The 21,685-nt window shown below is 69.1% G+C and carries 14 protein-coding genes; 6 read left to right on the top strand and 8 right to left on the bottom strand.

Annotation, left to right across the window (positions count from 1 at the left end; genetic code table 11):
* Window positions 1-290: 290 nt before the first annotated feature.
* Window positions 291-1,133, top strand: coding sequence for a 16S rRNA (cytidine(1402)-2'-O)-methyltransferase (gene rsmI, locus HNQ52_RS13415; protein WP_183961685.1), 843 nt, complete (start codon window positions 291-293; stop codon window positions 1,131-1,133).
* A gap of 91 nt (window positions 1,134-1,224) precedes the next feature.
* Here rsmI and tfpB read toward each other — a convergent pair whose 3' ends face one another.
* Window positions 1,225-3,051 carry a type IV pilus assembly ATPase TfpB gene (tfpB, locus tag HNQ52_RS13410; RefSeq protein ID WP_183961684.1) on the bottom strand — a complete coding sequence of 609 codons (1,827 nt, stop codon included), beginning with the start codon at window positions 3,049-3,051 and terminating at the stop codon, window positions 1,225-1,227.
* Between the two features lie 87 nt (window positions 3,052-3,138).
* Between tfpB and glyQ the strand changes: the two genes are divergently transcribed.
* The 3 genes from glyQ to HNQ52_RS13395 all read left to right on the top strand — a co-directional run bounded on the left by glyQ (window position 3,139) and on the right by HNQ52_RS13395 (window position 7,636).
* Entirely contained in the window at window positions 3,139-4,056 is a 918-nt protein-coding gene (gene glyQ / locus HNQ52_RS13405) for a glycine--tRNA ligase subunit alpha (RefSeq protein WP_183961683.1), read from the top strand.
* Window positions 4,057-4,273: 217 nt separating this feature from the next.
* Entirely contained in the window at window positions 4,274-6,454 is a 2,181-nt protein-coding gene (gene glyS / locus HNQ52_RS13400; protein ID WP_183961682.1) for a glycine--tRNA ligase subunit beta, read from the top strand.
* A 282-nt stretch (window positions 6,455-6,736) separates the two neighbouring features.
* On the top strand, window positions 6,737-7,636 hold the full coding sequence (locus HNQ52_RS13395) for an acyltransferase (RefSeq protein WP_183961681.1): 900 nt from the start codon (window positions 6,737-6,739) through the stop codon (window positions 7,634-7,636).
* 22 nt (window positions 7,637-7,658) lie between these two features.
* On the opposite strand, the gene HNQ52_RS13390 is transcribed toward HNQ52_RS13395, so the two are convergent.
* The 7 genes from HNQ52_RS13390 to HNQ52_RS13360 all read right to left on the bottom strand — a co-directional run bounded on the left by HNQ52_RS13390 (window position 7,659) and on the right by HNQ52_RS13360 (window position 15,727).
* Window positions 7,659-9,287, bottom strand: coding sequence for a sulfite reductase subunit alpha (locus HNQ52_RS13390; RefSeq protein ID WP_221282092.1), 1,629 nt, complete (start codon window positions 9,285-9,287; stop codon window positions 7,659-7,661).
* Window positions 9,284-10,201, bottom strand: coding sequence for an FAD:protein FMN transferase (locus HNQ52_RS13385; protein ID WP_183961680.1), 918 nt, complete (start codon window positions 10,199-10,201; stop codon window positions 9,284-9,286). Before HNQ52_RS13385 ends, HNQ52_RS13390 begins: the two co-directional genes overlap by 4 nt.
* A gap of 336 nt (window positions 10,202-10,537) precedes the next feature.
* Window positions 10,538-11,344 (bottom strand): DUF4198 domain-containing protein, encoded by an 807-nt coding sequence (locus HNQ52_RS13380; RefSeq protein ID WP_183961679.1) that lies wholly within the window; start codon window positions 11,342-11,344, stop codon window positions 10,538-10,540.
* 49 nt (window positions 11,345-11,393) lie between these two features.
* Window positions 11,394-11,960: a DUF2271 domain-containing protein gene (locus HNQ52_RS13375; RefSeq protein ID WP_183961678.1), complete on the bottom strand. Its 567-nt coding sequence runs from the start codon at window positions 11,958-11,960 to the stop codon at window positions 11,394-11,396.
* Between the two features lie 22 nt (window positions 11,961-11,982).
* Entirely contained in the window at window positions 11,983-12,618 is a 636-nt protein-coding gene (locus HNQ52_RS13370; RefSeq protein ID WP_183961677.1) for a PepSY-associated TM helix domain-containing protein, read from the bottom strand.
* Between the two features lie 16 nt (window positions 12,619-12,634).
* Entirely contained in the window at window positions 12,635-13,324 is a 690-nt protein-coding gene (locus tag HNQ52_RS13365; RefSeq protein ID WP_183961676.1) for a Fe2+-dependent dioxygenase, read from the bottom strand.
* A gap of 102 nt (window positions 13,325-13,426) precedes the next feature.
* Window positions 13,427-15,727: a TonB-dependent receptor gene (locus tag HNQ52_RS13360; RefSeq protein WP_183961675.1), complete on the bottom strand. Its 2,301-nt coding sequence runs from the start codon at window positions 15,725-15,727 to the stop codon at window positions 13,427-13,429.
* Window positions 15,728-15,997: 270 nt separating this feature from the next.
* Here HNQ52_RS13360 and HNQ52_RS13355 point away from each other — a divergent pair, with 270 nt between their 5' ends.
* Complete coding sequence (locus HNQ52_RS13355; protein WP_183961674.1) at window positions 15,998-17,764, top strand: BamA/TamA family outer membrane protein; 1,767 nt, start codon at window positions 15,998-16,000, stop codon at window positions 17,762-17,764.
* Window positions 17,761-21,546, top strand: coding sequence for a translocation/assembly module TamB domain-containing protein (locus HNQ52_RS17575; RefSeq protein ID WP_183961673.1), 3,786 nt, complete (start codon window positions 17,761-17,763; stop codon window positions 21,544-21,546). Before HNQ52_RS13355 ends, HNQ52_RS17575 begins: the two co-directional genes overlap by 4 nt.
* The last annotated feature ends 139 nt before the right edge of the window (window positions 21,547-21,685 follow it).

Raw genomic sequence — 21,685 nt, 5'->3', positions numbered from 1 at the left:
TGCGGTTGCGGGATAGTGTAGTGCGAAGCGCGCCCCCTTCCGCCTGCCGGCACCTTCCCCCGCACGCGGGAGAAGGATTCCTCCGTTGAATGCGACAGGGAACTTGCGCGGCCGGAATACATCCGCGCTGATCGAAGCGTCCCTTCTCCCGCGCAGCGGGGGAAGGGTGACGCCGGTTACCACCGGCGGAACGCAGGCGGAAGGGGGCCGGCAGGTGGGAGGGCGCGACGCGCCCGAGCGCCCCGACAATCGACCACTGCTAAGCTCATCCGCCGTTCCGGATCCGCGTCATGTCGCTTGCTCCCACCGGTCGGCTGCACGTCGTCGCCACGCCCATCGGCAACCTCGAGGACCTGAGCCCGCGCGCGCTGCGAACGCTGCGCGAGGCCGATCTCATCGCCGCCGAAGACACGCGCCACACGCAGGCGCTGCTGTCGGCGTTCGGCGTGCGCGGCACGCTGGTGTCGCTGCACGACCACAACGAGGCCGAACAGATCGATGGCCTGCTCGCGAAGCTGCGCGACGGCGCGCAGATCGCGCTGGTGTCCGACGCCGGCACGCCGCTGGTCAGCGATCCCGGCTTCCGACTGGTGCGTGCGGCGCGCGAGGCGGGCATCGAGGTCTCGCCCGTGCCCGGTGCGTGCGCCGCGATCGCGGCGCTGTCGGTCGCGGGCCTGCCGAGCGACCGGTTCGCGTTCGAAGGATTTCTGCCGCAGAAGGGTGCGGCGCGGCGCGAACGGCTGCAGTCGCTGGCGGCCGAAGCGCGCACCCTGGTGTTCTACGAATCGAGCCATCGCATCGACGAATGCCTCGTCGATGCGGCAGCGATTTTCGGCGCCACGCGGCGCGGCGTCGTGGCGCGCGAGCTGACCAAACGCTTCGAAACCGTGCTCGATGGCCCGCTCGGCGCTCTTGCGGCGCGGGTCGCTGCCGACGCCGACCAGCGCCGCGGCGAATTCGTCGTCATCGTCGAGGGCGCGACCGGCGACGACGCCGACGCCAGCCTCGCGCTGGGTCGGCGCGTACACGCGCTGTTGCGCGAACACCTGCCGCCCTCGCAGGCCGCGCGCCTCGCGGCCGAGATCAGCGGCGCGCCGCGCAAGAAGCTGTACGAGGAGCGAGACGCGGAGTAGGACGAGCGGGAGTCGGGAATCGGGAGTCGGGAATCGAGTGGGAGGGGGCGGGCGTTGTTCTGGCTCGTTTCTCCCTGCCCACTCCGCGCTCTCAGTTCTCCTCCGGCGGCAGCACCGTCAGCACTTCGGTCACGGTGGTGATGCCCTCGGCCACCTTCGCCGCGCCGGCCACGCGCAGTGGCTGCAGGCCTTCGTGCTGCGCGGTGCGGGCGAAGTTCGGCAGGTCGAGATTGGGTTCGATCAGCGCGCGCAGTTTCGGCGTGATCGGCAGCAGTTCGTAGAGGCCGACGCGGCCGAGGAAGCCGGTGTGTCGGCATTCGAGGCAGCCTTTCGGGCCGAACGTCCGCTCGGGCGCGGCGATGCCGTAGCGCGCGACGAGGCCCTGCCAGGCATCGATATCCACCTGCGCGTCCTGCGCCTTGCAGTGCGGACACAGCGTGCGCACCAGCCGCTGTGCCAGCACGCCGTTGAGCGTGGACTGGATGAGGTAATGCGGCACGCCCAGGTCGAGCAGGCGCGTGATCGCCGACGGCGCGTCGTTGGTGTGCAGCGTCGACAGCACCAGATGGCCGGTGAGCGAGGCCTGCACCGCCATCTGCGCGGTGTCCAGGTCGCGGATCTCGCCGATCATGATGATGTCAGGATCCTGGCGCAGCAGGGTGCGCACGCCGGCGGCGAAGTCGAGGTCGATCTGGTGGTGCACCTGCATCTGGTTGAGCTCGGGCGCGATCATCTCGATCGGGTCCTCGACCGTGCAGACGTTCACGTCGGACGTGGCGAGGCGCTTGAGCGTCGAATACAGCGTGGTGGTCTTGCCCGAGCCGGTGGGGCCGGTGACCAGCACGATGCCGTGCGGGCGCGTGACCAGGTCGTTCCACGTCGCGCCCTCGGATTCCGAGAAGCCGAGCTGCGCGATCGACTTGACCGCCGTGTCCGGATCGAAGATGCGCATCACGCATTTTTCGCCGAAGGCGGTCGGCATGGTGGAGAGGCGCATCTCGACTTCGCGCCCGCCCGGCGAGCGTGTCTTGATGCGGCCGTCCTGCGGCCGCCGGCGTTCGCCCAAGTCCATGCGCCCGAGCACCTTGATGCGGCTCACCGCCGCCGTCATCACCGGCGTCGGCAGTTCGAACACCTTGTGCAGCACGCCGTCGATGCGGAAACGCACGTTGCTGATGTCGCGCCGCGGTTCCAGGTGGATGTCGGATGCGCGCTGCTCGTAGGCGTACTGCAGCAGCCAGTCGACGATGTGCACGATGTGGCGATCGTCCGCGCCCACCTCGCCGGCGCGGCCGAGTTCCACCAGCTGCTCGAAGCTCGGCATGCTTCCGGGCGTTTCGTCGCGCGTGTCCTTGGCGCCGCGCACCGAGCGCGTGACGCCGAAGAACTCCATCGTGTAGCGCGCAAGTTCCAGCGGATTGGCCACCACCACGTCGATCTCGCGGCGCAGCAGGTGCGACAAGTCCGACTGCCAGCGCAGGTCGGTCGGTTCGCTGGTGGCGAACGTCACGCGTTCGAGACTCGCGGCCACCGGCAGGATGCGATGGCGCTGCGCGTACGCGTGCGAGATCACGGCGGTGACCGCGGGCACGTCGATCTTCATCGGATCGATGCGCAGGTAGTCGAGCTTCACCTGGCGCGCGAGCCATTCGGTCAGCGCTTCGAGCCCCAGCTCGACACCCGGCACCTTGAGATTGGGCAGCTTGAGGTTGGCGAGCAGCACCAGCGGGTGGATGTCGGCGCCGCCGCGCATCTCGCGCGCCGCCAGCCGCGCGCGGGCGGCATCGGCGGGCGCGATGATGCCGTCCTCGGCCAGCGCCACCAGCACCCGGTCGAGCTCCAGCCGCCGCCCGCCCGGCAACCGCTCGCGCGGCGGCACGGACAGGCGTTCGACGGTGGCGCGGCGGGTCGGATCCATCCAAAGCGGCCTGTGGCGCGGCGGACAGCCGCGGTGCGACCGTTATACTAGCGCGCTTGGCCCATTCCCCGGCTCGACGCCCATCGCATGCCAGCGCAATCCCCGACGATCACGTTCCAGCAGCTCATCCAGACCCTCAACAATTATTGGGGCGAGCAGGGTTGCGTGCTGATCCAGCCGCTCGACCTCGAAGTGGGCGCCGGCACCTTCCACCCCGCCACCTTCCTGCGCGCGCTCGGTCCCGAGCCGTGGAACGCGGCGTACGTGCAGCCCTCGCGTCGTCCCACCGACGGCCGCTATGGCGAGAACCCGAACCGCCTGCAGCATTACTACCAGTACCAGGTGGTGATGAAGCCGAATCCGGACGACATCGTCGAGCGTTATTTCGGCTCGTTGAAGGCGCTCGGTATCGACCCGCTGGTGCACGACCTGCGCCTGGTCGAGGACAACTGGGAATCGCCGACGCTCGGCGCCTGGGGCCTGGGCTGGGAAGTGTGGCTCAACGGCATGGAAGTCACCCAGTTCACGTATTTCCAGCAGGCCGGCGGCATCGAGTGCCGGCCGGTGACCGGCGAGATCACCTACGGCCTCGAACGCCTATGCATGTACCTGCAGAACTGCGACAACGTCTACGACCTGATCTGGACGGTCGGCCCGCAGGGCGTGGTGACGTACGGCGACGTGTACCTGCAGAACGAACGCGAGCAGAGTGCCTACAACTTCGAGCATGCGAACGTCGAGGAGCTGTTCCACCGCTTCGATGCCTGCGAAGCCGAGGCGCTGAAGCTCGTCGAGCTCGGCCTGCCGCTGCCGGCGTACGACCAGGTCACGAAGGCCTCGCACAGCTTCAACCTGCTCGACGCGCGCCGCGCGATCTCGGTGACCGAACGCCAGCGTTTCATCCTGCGCGTGCGCAACCTCGCGCGTGCGGTGGCGGAGGCGTACCACGCGCAGCGCGAGAAGCTCGGGTTCCCGGGCGTGAAGCGCGCGGCGGAAGCCGCCTGATCTGAGCCCCTCTCCCGTGGGAGAGGGGTTGGGGAGAGGGTCCGGGATGCCGAGCTATCCACTCCAGCCAACGCCTTCAGGATCGCGCAAAACCTCATACGTCACGACCGCAGCCGCAACACTCCAGCACCACGCTCCGCCCGAACCCTCATCCGGCGCTTCGCGCCACCTTCTCCCGGCGGGAGAAGGGCAAAAGAAACCTCCGGAACACGGCGACATGTCCGCACCCACGCAATCCCTCCTCATCGAACTCGGCACCGAGGAACTCCCGGTCAAGGCACTGCCCGGTCTCGCCGATGCCTTTCTCGCCGGCATCCGCACGGGCCTGGAGAAACGCGGCATCGGCTTCGATGCCGACAGCGCGCGCGTGCTGTACACGCCGCGTCGCATCGCCGTCATCGTCGACGCGGTGCAGGCGCAGCAGCCGGAGCAGCGCAGCGAGGTGCTCGGGCCGGCCGTCAACGTCGCGCTCACCGCGGACGGCCAGCCGTCGCCGGCGCTGCTCGGTTTCGCCGGCAAGAACGGCGTCGACTGGACCGCGCTCGAACGCATCGCCACCGACAAGGGCGAGCGTTTCGTCTTCCGCGCGGTGAAGCCGGGTGCGTCGACGGTATCGCTGCTGCAGGAGATCCTGCACGAGGCGGTGAAGGGGCTGCCGATTCCCAAGCCGATGCGTTGGGGCGACCACGACCACGCGTTCGCGCGTCCGCTGCACTGGCTGGTGCTGTTGTTCGGCGACCAGGTCGTGGATTGTGTACTGTTCGGTATCAAATCCGACCGCATGAGCCGCGGCCACCGCTTCCACCACGGCAAGGCGGTGTGGATCGCCGATGCCGGGAGTTACGTCGACGCGCTGCGCGGCGCGTGCGTGCTCGCCGACCCGCAGGAACGCGAAGCGCGCATCCGCAGCAGCGTGGGCGCCATGGCGCAGCAGGCCGGCGGCCACGCGCGCATCGACGAAGGCATCCTCGCCGAGGTCAACTGCCTCACCGAATGGCCGCACCCGGTGCTGTGCAGCTTCGAGCGCGACTTCCTCGCCGTGCCGCAGGAAGCGCTGATCGCCACGATGGAAGCGAACCAGAAGTTCTTCCCCGTGCTCGACAGCGCGGGGCGGCTGACGGAGCAATTCATCGGCGTGGCGAACATCGAATCGCGCAATGTCGACGAAGTGCGCAAGGGCTACGAGCGTGTGATCCGTCCGCGCTTCGCCGACGCCAGGTTTTTCTTCGACGAGGATCGCAAGCAGGGGCTGGAGGCGATGAATGCCGGTCTTGCGAACGTGACGTACCAGCAGAAGCTGGGCTCGGTCGCGGACAAGGTGGCGCGCGTGGCGGCGCTGGCCGAGGTGGTCGCGAGCGCCGTGGGTGTCGATCCGGCGCAGGCGCGCCGCGCCGCGGAACTGTCGAAGGCCGATCTGCAGTCGCGCCTGGTCAACGAGTTTCCGGAGCTGCAGGGTATCGCTGGCCGGCACTACGCGATCGATGCGGGTGAGTCGAAGGAGATCGCGCTCGCGATTGACGAGGCTTACCGGCCGCGCTTCGCCGGTGACGACATCGCGCTGTCGCCGCTCGGCAAGGTGCTGGCGATTGCGGAGCGGCTCGATACGCTGGCGGGCGGTTTCGCCGCCGGCCTGAAGCCGACGGGTAACAAGGATGCATTCGCGTTGCGTAGGAATGCGTTGGGGCTGGCGAGGACGATTATCGAAAGTGGGTTCGAATTCGATCTTCTAGCAATCCTTGCACACGCCGGCAAACTTTCGGCTGAGGCAACCGTCGCAGTTCACACACGCGATCTTCACGCAAAAATTGCAGCTGCAAAAAAAGACGGCGTGCAAGCACTTGCGGCAGCGACTGCAGAGTGGGTTGCGGACGAGCATTTCTTGGCGCGAGACATCTACGATTTTATGCTCGACCGCCTTCGCAGCTACTACGCCGACAAGAACGTTCCCGCCACACACTTCAACGCCGTCGCCGAACTGCGCCCGTCCTCGCTGTACGACTTCGACAGCCGCATCGACGCCATCGGCCTGTTCGCGCAGCTGCCCGAAGCCGAGGCACTCGCCGCCGCCAACAAGCGCATCCGCAACATCCTGCGCAAGACCGACGAGGCTATCCCGCACGACATCGACCGCAACCTGCTGAAGGAGCCGGCGGAGTCCGCACTGGCCGAGGCGCTGTTCGCGGCCGAAGGCGACACCGGCGCGGAACTCGCGCACCACGACTACGTCAGCGTGCTCAAGCGCCTCGCCCTGCTGCGCGGGCCGATCGATGCTTTCTTCGACGGCGTGATGGTGATGGCCGACGATGCCCATCTGCGCCGCAATCGCCTGGCGCTGCTCAAACGCCTGTCGGACCGGTTCCTCGCGGTGGCCGACGTGTCGCTGCTTGCGACGGGCTGAGCGGGCGATGCCGCAACAGGTCGCCCGCGCCCGTAACCCCTCCCCCCTAGACGGGGGAAGGGTTGGGATGGGGGCGGCTGTTGACCTTTTTTTTGCTCTCGCTGGTTTCGGCGCGTCGCTGCGATGGGGGGAGATCAGGCTCAAGAGCCACCCCCATCCCAACCCTTCCCCCGTCAAGGGGGAAGGGCTAAGCGGCAAGGTCGAGGTCAACGGCCACCCCCATCCCGGCCCTTCCCGCATCAACGGGGAAGGGCTCAAGGGCTGGAGCCTCGCAGGGACGGCATGCCTCGCGTCCTGATCGAAGTGCCGCGCGCGGTCCTTGCCTTCCTCGCGATCGCGCTCAACACCATCGTGCACGCCACGCCGCTGCTGCTGCTTGCGCTGGTGAAGGCGATGATCCCGCACGCGGGATTCCGGCGGCGCATGTCCACGTGGCTCATCGTGCTGGCCGAGAGCTGGATCGCGGTCAACAGCGCGCTGGTGGATGGGGTCGGCACACGCCTCGTGGTGCAGGTCGACGGGGCGCTCAATCGCCGCGGCTGGTACCTCGTGCTGAGCAATCACCAGAGCTGGGTCGATATCCCGGTGCTGCAGAAGATCTTCAACCGCCGCATTCCGTTCCTGAAATTTTTCCTCAAGAGCGAGCTGATCTGGGTGCCGGTGCTTGGGCTCGCCTGGTGGGCGCTCGATTTCCCCTTCATGAAGCGCTACTCGCGTCAGCAGCTCGAAGCGCGTCCGGAACTGCGCGGCAAGGACATCGAGGCCACGCGCCGCGCCTGCGAGAAATACCGCGAGCTGCCGGTGTCGGTGATGAATTTCGTCGAGGGCACGCGCTTCACCGCGGCCAAGCACGCGGACGGTTCGCCGTACGCACGCCTGTTGCCGCCGCGCGCCGGCGGGGTGGCGTTCGTGCTCGATGCGATGGGCGACATGCTCGATGCCATCATCGACGTGACCCTGCATTACCCCGGCGGCAAGCCGACCATCTACGACCTGCTCGCGGGGCGCGTGCGCGAGGTGCGCGCGCATGTGCGGACGATTCCGATCCCGGACGATCTGCGCGCGGGCAGTTACGAAAACGACGTGGCGTTCCGCGCGCGGTTCCAGGCGTGGATCAATGCGCTGTGGACGCAGAAGGATGCGCGGCTCGCGCAACTGGCAGGCGCCGAGGCGGCCGCCTGATCGACGCGCGCGCGCGACGGCTTCAGTAGACGTCGCGCCGATACCGCCCGCTGTCGGTGAGCGTTTCCAGCGTCGAGACGCCGAGGATGTCGCGCAGCGCCGCGTCCACGCCGCCGGCCATGCCGTCGAGGCTGCCGCAGACGTGGATCGCCGCGCCCTGCGCCACCCACGTGCGCACGCGGTCGGCGTGTTCGCGCAGGCGCTGCTGCACGTAGATGCGCTGCGGCTGGTCGCGCGAGAACACGAGATCCAGGTGTTCGATCCAGCGCTCGCGTTCCCACTGCTGCAGTTCGTCGCCGTAAAACAGGTCGCGCGCACGCTGGCGTTCGCCGAACAGCAGCCAGTTGCGCCGGTGCCCGGCCGCGATGCGTGCCTTGAGCAGCGCGCGCAGGCCGGCGATGCCGGTGCCGTTGCCGATCAGCAGCAGCGGGCGCGCGTCCGGCGGCGGATGGAAGCCTGGATTGCTGCGCAGGCGCACGCCGATCCGGGCGCCGAGGTCGGCGTATTCGGTGAGCCAGCCGGCGCCCAGACCCAGCGTGCCGTCGGGGCGGCGCAGTTGCCGGATGAGCAGGTGCAACGCGCCGTCGGCGGGCAGGGATGCGATCGAATATTCGCGGTGCGGCAGCGGCACGAGCGCCGCGACGATGGCGTGCGGCGGCTGGTCGGTGATATCGGCCGGTGCCGGCAGCTGGCTGCGCGAGAGCCAGGTCGCGAGCGTGTCGCTGCTGCCATCCCTGGCCACGACGCGCGTGCCGTCGAGGCCAGCCGCATCGAGCAGCCGCTCCACCGTCGCCGGCGCGTGGCGCGGGCCGATCTCGGCGATGTCGCCGGCCTGCCAGCACAGGTCCGCGGGATCGTCCGGGGTCAGCGCCACGTGGAACACCGCGCCGCCGACGCTGCCGGGATTGAGCTCGCGCCGTTCCTGCAACCGCCACGGCCGGTACTGCGGCGTCTGCCAGTCGGGCAGGTCGGTGTTGCCGCTGAGGTGGCCGAGGTGATGTTGCCAGTGGCGCAGCGCGCCGTCGTCGCCGTTGTCGACCTCGACCAGATCGAACAGCGGCAGCGCACGCTGGTGCCGCAGCCACGCGTCCAGCCGATGCCCGAAGCCGCAGAACTGCGCGTATTCGCGGTCGCCCAGCGCCAGCACGCCGTAGCGCAGGTCCGGCAGCGGCAGCGCGCGCGACAGCACGCGGCGTTCGAAGCCGGCGGCGCTGTCCGGCGCGTCGCCTTCGCCGGTGGTGCTCACGATGAACAGCGCGCGGCGGAAGCCCTGCAGTTGCAGCGCGTCGAGATCACCGAGCGCATGCAGCCGTGTCTGCACTCCGGCGATGCGCAGCGTGTCGGCGGTCTGCACCGCGAGCTGTGCGGCAAAGCCGGTCTGGCTTGCGAACACGATGGGCAGGGCATCGTCGGCCGCGTTGCCGGCCGGTCGCAGCGCGCGGCGACGCGAGACCGCGAGTGCGGCGCAACACAGTAGGTACACGCCGACCGTTGCGGCCGCCAGCCACCAGCGCGCGGGCGCATCGGTGAACTGCGGCGACGTGCTCTGCCACAGCCACAGCGCTGCGGCCATCGCCAGCAGCAGGCCGAGCACCACGGCATTGCCGAGCCACTCGCGCGACGGGCCTTGTGCCGACGGGTGCCGACTCATGGCACGCGCCGCGCCTCGAGCGCCGGAGTGAGGCGGCGTTCATAGCCGTCGGCGGTGCGCTGCGTGAACGCGGCGGCGATGTCGCGTTCGCGTGCGAACGACCAGCCACGTTCCGGGCCAAGCACCATCAGCGCGGCCGCGAGAGCGTCGGCCTGCATGGCCGTGGGCGCGAGCACGGTCACGGCTGCGAGGCCATGCGTGACGGGCGCGCCGGTGCGCGGATCGAGGGTGTGCGAATAGCGGATGCCGTCGTGTTCGAAACCGACACGATAATCGCCCGAGCTGCCGGCGGCGAGATCATCGAGTGCGACCACCAGCTCGAAGGCCCCGGCGTCCGCGCCGTCGGGCCGCTCCACCGCCACGCGCCAGGCGCTTCCGTCGGGTTTCGCGCCGGCGGCGCGCATCTCGCCACCGAGTTCGACGAGGAAGTTTTCGACGCCGTGTTCGTGCAGGCGCGCGGCGATGCGATCCACCGCGTAGCCGGGGCCGAGCGACGACACGTCGACGAACACACCGCCGGGCTGGCGGGCGCGGTGCGCGGCGGCGTCGAGTTCGATGCGCCGCCAGCCCACGTGTGCGCTGGCCTGCGCGATCTGCGCCGGTGTCGGTGGCTGCGTGCGCGGTGCGCCGTCGGGCCCAAAGCCCCACAGATTGACGAGCGGGCCCACGGTGGGGTCGTAGGCGCCGTCGGTGTCCCGCGTGAGTTCGAGCGCGAAGGCGAGCACGGTGAAAAGATCGTCAGGCAGCGCGTGCCAGGTGTCGGCGTCGGCGCGATTGAAGCGGCTGAGGTTCGAGTCCGGTTCCCAGGTGCTCATCTGCGCGACGAGGCTGGCGAGTTCGGAGTCGATGCTGCTGCGGATCGGTGCCAGCTGCGGCGCGGGGGCGACGAGTTTCACCGTCCAGGTGGTGCCCATGGTGGTGCCGGAGAGGGTCTGGACCGGGGCAGGGGTGCTGCACGAGACGAGCAGAACGAACGCCAGTGCCCACCAGACGCACCCCCTTCCGCCTGCCGGCACCTTCCCCCGCTGCGCGGGAGAAGGGTTTCTTCGATCCAAGCCCGGGTACGCGGAGGGGTCGCGACACTCCCATGCGCTCACAGACACGTTCCTTCTCCCGCGCAGCGGGGGAAGGTGCCGGCAGGCGGAAGGGGGGGTGAGCGGCCCCAACTGCCGCTCGCACGCCCCGCCGTGCACGCCCAGCCGTCCCCTCCGCTCAAACGACCACCGCTGAACACGCTCCCCACGACGCGCTTACTGCGGCAACACCTCCAGCGTCACCGCATAACTCGCGCGGCGCTGTGTTGCCGGCGGCGTGCTCGCCTTGTCGTCCTGCAGCGACGCTTCCAGCCAGTACATGCCCGCCTCCGGCCAGGTCACGCTGAACTTGCCGTCGGCGTCGGTCGTCGCCTTGATTTCGTTCTGCGCGTCGCGGTAGCGGATGCCGCCGGGGATCACTTCGAGTTCCAGGCCCGCGGCGGGCGCACCGTCGATCAGCAATTGAAAGGTCGCGGTCTCGCCGGCGAACAGATCGTTCGGGTGCGTCACGGGCACCAGTTCCAGCCCCTTGTTGCTCGCCTTCAATGCGCCCGTGCTCGGTGCGCCGTTGGTCACGAAGGTTTCGATGCGGCCCGCGGACTGCGTGACCTGCAGGTTCTTCGCATCCTTCGGCACCTCGGTCTTGAAGCTCTCGGCGTTGCCGCGCCAGCGCCTGGGCTGGCCGTTGTCGTCCCAGCTCGCGAACAGGCCCGCGTTCACCACCGCGATGCGGTAGGTGCCGGCCTGCTGCAGCTGCACGTCGAACACGCTGCGGAACTTGCCGGTGGCGCCGTTCTGCGGCTGCACGACGCTGCCGTCGGGCGCGGTGATGACGGCGTTGTCCAGGCGCAGCGGCACGTGATTGAAGTAGAACAGGTCGTTCGACACCGCGGCGTCGACGGTGACCCACGGATCGTTGCCGGACAGGACCGTCTGCGACGGCAGCAGCCACGCCTTGTGGGCCTGTGCGGCGAAGGGAACGGCGAGCGCCAGCGCGAGCGCAGCGAGTTTGGTCGGCTTCATGAGGGGTCCTTGTCGGTATGGGAAGGGGGTGCGGCGCACCGCAGCGGGATCAGGGCGTCAGCGCCAGCGCGACGCGGCCGAATTCGGTCTTGCCTTGCACGTCGGACTGCGCGGCGTCCGTCGGCGGCCACGCAAACGGCAGCTTCAGCAGCTCGCGCCCGCCGACTTCGCGCGCGGCCTCGACCACCAGGCGATAGCTGCCGGGCGCGAGATCGGCGAGCTGCGGCGATGTGGAATCGAACGTCAGCGTGTGCGTGCCGACCGGACGCGTGGCGCCGGTGACGCCGTCCACCGGCAACGTCAGCGCGCGGCCGCTGCGGCGCCACCACTGGCGCAGGTCCGGCAGCCACTTGGTGCCGGCCTCGCCGCCGCCGTCGCCCGTCTCGGGTTTCTTGCCGTCCTTCTGCGGGCGCGGTTTGCCGCGTTCCTGCTGGTACCAGACCGACAGGTTGGCGGCGACGCTGCTGTCCTCGCGCTCGATCCACACCGCCACGTACGGGCGGTGGTACTCGGCCACGTCGAGCTGCGGCACTTCGATATCGACCTTGAGGCCGGCGGCGGCCGCGGGCAGTGCGGCGACGGACAGCAGGGCGGCGAACAGCAGCGAACGTTTCATCGAATGGTGACCTCGAAAAGAATCAGTGGATGAGCAGCAGCGCGAGCAGCGCCGGCACGACGACGCCGAGTCCGACCATCGGCCATGTCATCGCGCGCTGCCCGGCGTGCATCTGCAGCAGCACGAGGCCGGTGATGCAGAACACGAGACAGGCAACGGCGAACACGTCGATGAACCAGCTCCACGCCGGACCGGCGTTGCGGCCCTTGTGCAGATCGTTGAAGTAGGAAATCCAGCCGCGGTCGGTGGATTCCGATTCGACGGCGCCGCTCGCAAGATCGATCGCGAGCCAGCCGTCCCCGCCGGGACGCGGCAGCGAAAGATAGATTTCGTCGGGCGACCATTCGGCCTCGCGCGCGCCGGGACGCACATCGATGGTGTCGGCGAGCCAGCTGCGCACGCGTGGCGGCAGCGGCTCGCTGCCGTCGCTGTCGTCGGCCTGCGCGACGAGCGCGGCGAGCAGATCGCCCGGCAGTTGCGCGGTGCGCGTCTGCGTGTCCGGCGTCGCCGGAATCTGCGCGGCGTGGTTGAGCGTGATGCCGGTGATGCTGAACAGCAGCATGCCGACCAGGCACAGCGCCGAGCTGATCCAGTGCCACTGGTGCAGCGTGCGCAGCCAGAAGCCGCGGCGGCGGGCGGATGCCGTGCCCGGACTCATTGCGGCGACACGGCGGTCATGTGTCGGCCCAGCGCCGCAGCAGGTTGTGGTACACGCCGGTCAGGCGCACCAGCGCGGGGTGGTCGGGCGTGGCCTGGGTGAGCTGGCGGATCGAGAGATCCAGATCGAACATCGTGCGGCGTTGTCCGTCGTCGCGCAGCATGCTCTGCAGCCAGAAGAAACTCGCGATGCGCGCGCCGCGCGTCACCGGCGTGACCTGGTGCAGGCTGGTGCCGGGGTACAACACCATATGCCCGGCCGGCAGCTTCACGCGTTGCGTGCCGAAGGTGTCTTCGATGATCAGTTCGCCGCCGTCGTAGTCGTCCGGTGCGCTCAGGAACAGCGTGGCGGAAACATCGGTGCGCACAGGCTCGGGTCGCGGCCCGGCGCTGCGGTCGTACCGCACCGCGTTGTCGACGTGGAAGCCGAACGATTGCCCGCCGCGATAGCAGTTGAACAGCGGCGGGTAGATGCGCCGCGGCAGCGCGGCGGAAAAGAACGTGGAATTCTTCGCGAGTGCATCGAGCACCAGTGCGCCGAGCTCGCGTGCCACCGGCGAGTTCTCGGGCAGCTGCAGGTTGTCCTTGGTCTTCGCCGACTGGTAGCCGGCGGTGATGCGTCCGTCCGCCCAGTCCGCGCCATCGAGCTTGCTGCGGCACAGGGCCACCTGCTTGGGCGTCAGGATGTCGGGAATCTGCAGCAACATCGGGGGACTCGCGATAGGGCGGTGAAGGTGAATGGGGCGTGTTGCTCCCGGCGCGTCCCTGCGCCGGGTCCGATTGTGCAACGTGCCGGTGGGATGGCGAAATCAGAAGTTATAACTTGCCGTCAGCACCACCGAACGCGCTTCGCCCGGCGTCGACCAGCCGTTGTTGCGCGGACGGGTGTAGTACTCCTTGTCGAACAGGTTGGTGGCGTTGAGCTGCAGCGACAGCTGCTGCGTCGCGCGCCAGTTCACCATTGCGCGGTGCACGGTGTAACCCGGGGCCGTGACGAGCGGGCCATCGGGGTTGTCGGCGTTGTGCTGCGTCAGCCAGACCTTGCCGAGGTAGGTCACGCCGTACCCCACCTGCCACTGCGACGAAAGGTCGTACGTGGTCCAGAGGCTGGCGGAGTCTTCCGGGGTGTTGGTCAGGCGGTCGCCGCGCGCGAAGTCGCTGCCGAGTGCGGCGTCGTTGTCGGACACGCCCTGCAGCACTTCGCTTTCCAGGCGCGCGTAGTTGGCGTACACGTACCAGTTTTCGCTGATGCGGCCGACCGCGCCGAGCAGCAGGCCGTCGACGCGCGCGCTGCCGTCGAGCTGCTGTTCCTGCGACGGATTGTCGGGGTTGTTGTTGTCCTGCACCTTGTAGTTCTCGCGCTCGTTGCGGAACACGGCCGCGGTGAGCGACAGCGCGCCGTCGTACAGGTCCCACTTGGTGCCGAGCTCGGTGATGACGGCCGATTCGGGATCGACGTTGCAGGTGGTCGCGCTGCACGCGCCGTTGACCGACGCCTTCGACGGCGTTTCGGAGTTGCCGTACGAGAGGTAGATCGTGCCGTTCTCGGCCGGCTTGAAGACCAGGCCGCCGCGGTAGGACAGCAGGTCGTCGTTGTTCTGCGCCTCGACGCCCGGCGTGACCGTGCCGCCGTCGGCGGGGATCGCGATGGTGTCGCTGCGATGCGTGCCCTCGTTGCGCTCGTAACGCACGCCGAGGTTCAGGTGCAGCGCGTCGCTGAACTTCATCGTGTCCAGTGCGTACAGGGCGCGGTTGTCGAGTTCGCCGGCCTGCTTGGCGGTCTGGATGAAGTTGACCGGGCCGGTCCAGATCGAGTCCGGATCGTGCAGGTCCATCACCGGGTAGGGCACGGTGGTGCCGTCGGCGTTGCGCAGCGAGCTGCCCGACCGCAGGTCGTAGGTTTCGTGCGAGATCGAGAAACCGGTGACCAGATCGTGCTCGATGCCGCCGGTGCGGAAGGTCGAGAGGAAATCGGTCTGGTTGATCGCGATCTGGTTTTCCGAGTCGCGCGTGTTGCCGCGCGGGCCGCTGGGCTGGTACGTGCCCGGTGCGTCGCAGGTGCTTCCGTTCGCGGGATTGATGCCCGAATCGAGGCACCACGTGCCCTGCGGCGGGTTCACACGCGAGAACTGCGTCGTCGTCGACTGCCGCGTCACGTTGGAGACGGAGAAATTCTCGCTGAAGCTGTGGTTGATCTTCGCGGTGAACGCGTCGACCTCGATTTCCTGCGTGTCGATGTTGCGGTAGCCGAAGTAGTCCGACGGATCGACGCCGGGCAGCGGGCCGCCATTGCCGATGCCGGGGAAGTACGGCACGCCGTACTGCGGAATGTTGTCGTCTTCCTGGTGCAGGTAGGACAGGCTCACGACGGTGTCCGTGCCGAGGCCGAACGCCACCGACGGCGCAATGCCCCAGCGCTCGTTTTCCTCCACGTCGCGGCCGGGGATGTCATTCCGGTGCCACATCGCGTTGATGCGGAACGCGCTGTTCTCGCCGAAGGTGGTGTTGGAATCGACCGTGGCGCGGCCGTAACTGTCCGTGCCGGCGCCGAGCTGCGCACGGGTGAAGTCCTGGTCGTTCGCGACCTTGCTGACGAGGTTGATCGTGCCGCCCACCGCGCCGGCGCCCGAGTTCACGGAGTTCGCGCCGTTGATCACTTCCACCGTCTCGAGGTTGAAGGTGTCGCTGCGGGTGTACTGCGCGCTGTCGCGGATGCCGTCGACGGTGATGTCGTTGTTGGCCGAGAAACCGCGCAGGTTGATGCTGTCGCCGTAGCCGCCGCCGCCTTCGCCGGCGCCGAAGGTGATGCCCGGCAGGGTGCTGAGGATGTCGCGCAGGCCGAGCAGGTTCTGGCCTTCGATCACTTCGGTCGGCACCTGGGTGATGGACTGCGGCGTGTCGAGCAGCGGCTGGGTGTACTTGGGCGAGGCGGCCTTCGGCACGCTGCGGCCCTCGACGACCATCTCGTCGAGCGTCCGCGCGTCGGCGCGTGCCGGCGCTCCGGCGTCCGCCACCGCGGCAGCGTGCGACGGCGGTGCCATGAGGCACAGGGCGGACGAGACGGCGAGCGCGAGCAGCGCCGGACGGGGCAGGGAGGTGCACGATGTCATGACAGGATCTCGGAAAACGTAAGGACCGGGGAGTGGCTCGCGTCGATGCGCTGGCTGTTCTTGTGTAAACAAGAATCAATCTTATTCGCAGCCGTTGATTTGTGCAATGCGGCGATCGGCAGCACCCACGCTGGCCGGATCGTGGAAAGCAACCGCGCCGGCGCGAATGAGAACGTTCCTCGCGGCGCGCTGCGTTGCAACCTGCACGCCTCCAGTCGGTGTTCTGCCGGTATGCTGGGGCGCCCGTTGCCGCACACCCGCAAGGATCGCGTGATCGCACGTCGTGCCCCGCCCATCGCCACCGCGCTCTGGCTGCTGCTGGTCGCCACGCCGACGTGGGCGGAGGCGCTGCGTGGGGTGAATGTCACGGGCGTGGACGGCGACGAGCGCACCAACATCATCGGGTCGCTGTCGCTCAATCGCCTGTCGGACGCCGATCGCGCGAATCTCAGCGAGGCGCGCCTGTCGTACCTGCTGCGACAGGCGCCGGACGAAGCGCGGCTGGCGGTGGAGCCGTACGGCTACTACGACGCCCAGGTCGACACCGACGTGGTGCGCGCCGACGGCGGCATCACCGTGACCGTCAACGTGGTGCTCGGCGAGCCGGTGATCCTGCGCGAGACCGCCATCGAAATGAACGGCGCCGCGCAGGGCGACAACGAGGTGCAGCGGCCGATCGAGCGCTTCCGTCCGCGCATCGGCCAGACCTTCGATCACCGCCGCTACGAGGCAAGCAAGCTCGCCGTGCAGCGGCGCCTGCTCGAACGCGGGTATTTCGATGCCGAGCTGCAGCAGCATCGTGTCGAAGTTTCGCGTCAGCTGCGCGAGGCCGCGATCAGGCTCACCTGGGACAGCGGTGCGCGCTACCGCTTCGGCAAGACCACCTTCACCGGCTCGCAGATCCACACCGCGCTGATCGAACAGGCCGTGCCGTACGACGACGGCGAGTACTACCACCAGGACGCGCTGCTCAAGCTGCACCAGCGCCTGACCGATTTCGATTATTTCGGCTACATCGACGTGCGCCCCGACCTCGAGAACGCAGAGGGCGACCGGGTGCCGATCGCGGTGTCGCTGACGCCGGGCAAGCGCAGCGTCTACACCGCCGGCGTGAACTTCGGCACCGACTCGGGCGCCGGCATCGAGCTGGGCCTGGAGCGGCGCTGGGTCAACGACCGCGGCCACAAGCTCGAAGCCAATCTCGACGTGGCGCAGCGGCGCCGCAGTTTCGGCGTGGAATACCGCATCCCCGCGTTCGCGTGGGCCGAGGGCTGGTACGCGTTCGGCGCGAATCGGCGCGACGAGGAAAGCGACGTGACCAAGTCGCGCATCTCCGAGCTCGTCGCCTCGCGCACCGGCACGTACCGCGGCTGGCAGCTCGGCGTGGCGCTGCACGCGCGCAACGAGGACTTCGTGCTGGGCCTGGACCAACCCGAAGCGGACCGCATCCGCGGCGAGAGCAGGCTGGTCTATCCGGCGCTCTCGGCGCAGCGCGTGGTGGCCGACGATGCGTTGTATCCGACGCGCGGCTTCTCGTTGCGCGGCGAGTTCAAGACCGGTGCATCGGCGCTGGGATCGGAGACGAATTTTGCCCAGTTTGTCGTCGATGCGAAGCTGATCCGCAGCATCGGGCCGCGCAACCGCGTCCTGTTCCGCGGCCAGATCGGGCGCACGCTGACCGACGAGTTCGACGAGCTGCCGCCGTCGCTGCGGTTCTTCGCTGGCGGCGACCGCAGCATCCGCGGTTATGGCTATCAGGAAGTGGGGCCGCGCACCGACGACATCGCAACCGGCGGCAAGAATCTGCTGGTCGGCAGCGCCGAATACGAACGCATGTTCAGCCGCAGCTGGGGCGGCGCGGTGTTCGTCGATGCGGGCAACGCCTTCAACGATGTCAACGAGGGTGCGTACGTCGGCGCCGGCATCGGCGTGCGCTGGCGGTCGCCGGTGGGGCTGGTGCGTTTCGATCTGGCGCGCGGGCTCAAGGATCCGCAGGACGCGTTCCAGATCCATATCAACATCGGGCCGGATCTGTGAGTACGCCGGCGCAGATCGCCGCACCGCGTCGCGCGCGCTGGCCGCGCGTGCTGGCGTGGCTCGGCGGCGCGATCGTGCTGCTGGTGCTGCTCGGCGTGCTGCTGCTGTGGTGGTTGCTCGGCAGCGGCAGTGGGCGCGATTTCCTGCTTGCGCGCGTGGCGGCGACGCTGCCCGACGGCGCGCTGCAATACGGCGTGGCGGAAGGCAGCGTGGCCGGGCCGCTGGTGCTGCACGACGTGCGCTACAGGCAGGACGACGGCCTGCTGGTGGAGCTGCGCCGCGTCACGCTGGATCTGTCGCCGCGTGCGCTGGTCGGCCGGCGTCTGGTGATCGAACAATTGACACTGGAGGACGGCCGCGTGGTGCTGGCGCCGTCGGCCGACGAGACGACGCCGTCGTACGACCTCGTCCTCCCCGAATCCCTGCCGACCCTCGACCTGCCGCTGGCCGTGACGGTGGAGGCGCTCGACGTGCGACGCCTGCGCGTCGAACAGGCCGACGTGACCCTGCTCGATATCGCCCGCCTGCAACTGCAGGGCGCGCTCGAACAGGGACGCCTCGCGCTGCAGTCGCTCATCCTCGACAGCGACAGGCTCGGCATCGACGCGCGCGGCGATTTCGACAGCGAGCGCGGCTGGGCCAGCACGCTCGATGCCACCATCACGCTGCCGCGCGCGGACGCGGATCCGCTGCCGTTGGCGATCACGCTGCGCGGCGACCTCTCGGATCTGCACCTGAGCGCGCGCGGCGACGTGCCGCAGCCGGCGACCGTCGACCTGCGCCTCACCGGCGGCCTGCCGTCGCCGCAGTTCGCGCTGCGCGTGGTCGCACCGGAGATCGACGCGGCCTATCTCGGCCTCGACGGCGAGCCGGTGTCGGCCAACCTGCGCGCCGACGGCACGCTGCAGCGGGTGCAGATCGAGGGTGATGTCGCACAAGGAATGCAGGCGTTGCGCATTGCGCCGTCGACCGTGGGATATGCCGGCGGTGTGGCCGAGCTGGCGCCGCTGTCGCTGGAGCTGCTGTCCGGCAGCGTCGCTGCGCAGGGCACGGTCGACGTGCGCAGCACTGCCCCGAGCGTCGCACTCGACCTTGTCTGGCGCGACATCACGCTGCCGGCCGACACGCCCGAGGCCGTCGTGCGCACCGGCGGCAGTGCGCGCGTCGACGGCCCGCTCGCCGACTATGCGGTCACGCTCGACGGCGATCTTGCGCGTGGCGATGACGCCGCGACGATCGCCTTGCGCGGCCGCGGCACGCAGGAACGCATCGCGTTCGAATCGCTGGACGTGACGATGCCCGGCGGCGGCCTCGCCGCGAACGGCTCCGTGGCGTGGGCGCCGCAGGTGGCGTGGACGCTCGACGCCGAACTGCGCGACTTCGATCCCGCGTGGTTCGTTGCCGATTTTCCCGGCGCCATCGACGCCACGCTGCGCAGCGAAGGTCGCCTCGAAGACGCCGGCCCGGCGGCCACGCTGCAGGTAGCGACACTCGGCGGCACGCTGCGCGGACGCGCGCTCGCCGGCACGCTCGACGCCACGCTGCAGCCCGATGGCAGCGGCGAAGGCAAGGCCGACCTGCGCATCGGGCAGTCGCGCATCCGCGGCAACGGCCGCTGGGGCGAACGCATCGCCGCCGACCTCGAGCTGTTGCCGCTCAATCTCTCCGACGTGCTGCCCGACGCGCGCGGCCGCATCGAAGGCACGTTCACCGCCAGCGGCACGCAGGACGCACCGACGCTGGTCACCGATCTGGCCGTCACCGACCTCGTCATCGCCGACATTACGGCGGCGAGCGCCGATGTGCGTGCCCGCATCGACGCCTTGCAGCGCGGCAGCTTCAGCGTCGAAGCGGTGGGGCTGGACGCCGCTGGCCAGACCTTCGCCACGCTGTCGCTCTCGGGCGAAGGCACGCGCGAGCGCCACACGCTGACGCTTGCGCTCGACGGCGAACCCGCGCGCGCCAGCGTGGAGCTCGCGGGCGGCCTGATCGCGCCCGACGGGGGTGGCGCGCGCTGGCGCGGCCTGCTGAATGCGCTGACGCTGGAGCCGGCCGAACGCTCGCCTTGGCGCCTGCGCGCGCCGGCCGAGATCGCCTACGACAGCGGCGACGGCGCCATTCGCGTCACGCAGGCGTGTCTTGCGTCCGAGCCGTCGGCGCTGTGCGTGTCGGCCGACTGGCACGGCGCGGGTGGCAACGCCGATCTTTCGCTGCAGGCGTTTCCGCTGTCGGACCTCGATCCGTTCCTCGCCGACGCGCTCGGACACCCGGTCGCGGCATTCGGCGAAGTGAATGCCACCGCCCGCGCCACGCGTGCGGCGAACGGCGACATCGATGCCACCGCACAACTCGACATCGCACGCGCCGGCGTGCGCATGGACGCCGAGTCCGAACGCGAACTGATCGATCTGCAGAACCTGCAACTGCGCGCCACGCTCGACCCGCAACAACTCGTCGCCACCGTCACCGGCGGCGTCGGCAACGGCGGCCGCATCGACGCACGCCTGACCACGGCCACGCCGCTGGCCGACGACGGCGCGCTCGACGGCAATCTCACCCTGTCGCTGCCGGATCTCACCGTGCTCGAGCTTGTCACCGACCAGGTGGTGGCGCCGTCCGGCACGCTCGATGCCAACGTCGCCATCGCCGGCACGCGTGCGTCGCCGCAGATCGAAGGCCGTGCCAGCGTCGCAGGGTTCAGCGGCGAAGTGCCTGCCGCCGGCCTGCTGCTGAGCGACGGCGAACTCGTGTTGACCAGCGCCGGTGCGCGCGCAGCCACGCTGGCCGGCACGGTGAAGTCGGGCGACGGCACGCTGCGCATCGAAGGGCGCGTGGACGGCAACGCCGGCGCGGAAGAAACGGTGCGTGTTGCGCTGCAGGGCGAGAATCTCACCATCGTCAAGATTCCCGAGGCAGAGGCACGGGTGTCGCCCGATCTAACCATCGTCCTGGCCAACGAACAGCTCAGGCTGCGCGGCACGGTGACGGTGCCGTTTGCGCGCATCGATCTGGAACAGTTGCAGGGCACCACCAAGGCGTCGTCGGACGTCGTGGTGATCGACGCGCAGACCGACGAAGGCGCCGGGCTCGGCCTCGACAGCGACATCAGCATCGTGCTGGGCGACGACGTGCGCCTCAACGGCTTCGGCTTGAAGAGCAAGCTCGACGGCCAGCTCGCCGTGCGCGACCGGCCGGGGCGCGCGACGCTCGGCGCCGGCGCGATCCAGGTCGGCGGCGCCTACAAGGCGTACGGCCAGGACCTCACGATCACGCGCGGCCGCCTTTCGTTCGCATCGACGCCGATCGACAACCCCGCCATCGACCTGCGCGCCGAGCGCAAGATCGACGAGGTGACCGTCGGCGTGCAGGTGCGCGGCACCGCGCTGGCGCCGGAACTCACGCTGTGGTCGGAGCCGTCGATGGAGCAGGCCGAGCAATTGTCGTATCTGGTGCTCGGTCGCCCGCTGCGCTCGGCCTCCCAGGCCGACGGCGCCCAGCTGAGCCAGGCCGCGGCGGCGTTCGGCGGCAACTTCCTCGCCAAGCGGCTCGGCGCGCGCATGGGCCTGGATGAAGTGGGCGTGGCCGACAACCGCGCACTCGGCGGCGCCGCGCTGACGGTCGGCAAGTTCCTCTCGCCGCGGCTGTACGTAAGCTACGGCGTGGCGCTGTTCGGCAGCGGCCAGGTGGTGACCTTCAAATACATCCTGAGCCGGCTGTGGAGCGTGCAGATCGACTCGGGCACCGAGAACCGTGCTGCGTTGAATTACCGGCTGGAGCGCTGACGCAGCTCCTTTACCGAAGAAAAAGGTGCCGGGCGCCCAATGATGTTCCTTCTCCCCGCGGGAGAAGGTGCCGAAGGCGGATGAGGGACGGGCCTGGCATGCGCCCGAGGGTCTGTTCGAAGCGGGTTTTCTGCTTCGG

The sequence above is a fragment of the Chiayiivirga flava genome (genome assembly GCF_014202825.1).
Classification (GTDB): Bacteria; Pseudomonadota; Gammaproteobacteria; order Xanthomonadales; family Xanthomonadaceae; genus Chiayiivirga; species Chiayiivirga flava.
This window is presented reverse-complemented; position numbering and strand designations above follow the sequence as displayed.

What these genes read in the sequence shown, in the direction of transcription:
- rsmI (WP_183961685.1), top strand. Translation starts at nt 291, where the DNA reads ATGTCGCTTGCTCCCACCGGTCGGCTGCACGTCGTCGCCACGCCCATC.
- HNQ52_RS13360 (WP_183961675.1), bottom strand. Translation starts at nt 15,727, where the DNA reads ATGACATCGTGCACCTCCCTGCCCCGTCCGGCGCTGCTCGCGCTCGCC.
- HNQ52_RS13385 (WP_183961680.1), bottom strand. Translation starts at nt 10,201, where the DNA reads ATGGGCACCACCTGGACGGTGAAACTCGTCGCCCCCGCGCCGCAGCTG.
- HNQ52_RS13370 (WP_183961677.1), bottom strand. Translation starts at nt 12,618, where the DNA reads ATGAGTCCGGGCACGGCATCCGCCCGCCGCCGCGGCTTCTGGCTGCGC.
- glyS (WP_183961682.1), top strand. Translation starts at nt 4,274, where the DNA reads ATGTCCGCACCCACGCAATCCCTCCTCATCGAACTCGGCACCGAGGAA.
- HNQ52_RS13380 (WP_183961679.1), bottom strand. Translation starts at nt 11,344, where the DNA reads ATGAAGCCGACCAAACTCGCTGCGCTCGCGCTGGCGCTCGCCGTTCCC.
- glyQ (WP_183961683.1), top strand. Translation starts at nt 3,139, where the DNA reads ATGCCAGCGCAATCCCCGACGATCACGTTCCAGCAGCTCATCCAGACC.
- HNQ52_RS13390 (WP_221282092.1), bottom strand. Translation starts at nt 9,287, where the DNA reads ATGAGTCGGCACCCGTCGGCACAAGGCCCGTCGCGCGAGTGGCTCGGC.
- HNQ52_RS13365 (WP_183961676.1), bottom strand. Translation starts at nt 13,324, where the DNA reads ATGTTGCTGCAGATTCCCGACATCCTGACGCCCAAGCAGGTGGCCCTG.
- tfpB (WP_183961684.1), bottom strand. Translation starts at nt 3,051, where the DNA reads ATGGATCCGACCCGCCGCGCCACCGTCGAACGCCTGTCCGTGCCGCCG.
- HNQ52_RS13395 (WP_183961681.1), top strand. Translation starts at nt 6,737, where the DNA reads ATGCCTCGCGTCCTGATCGAAGTGCCGCGCGCGGTCCTTGCCTTCCTC.
- HNQ52_RS13375 (WP_183961678.1), bottom strand. Translation starts at nt 11,960, where the DNA reads ATGAAACGTTCGCTGCTGTTCGCCGCCCTGCTGTCCGTCGCCGCACTG.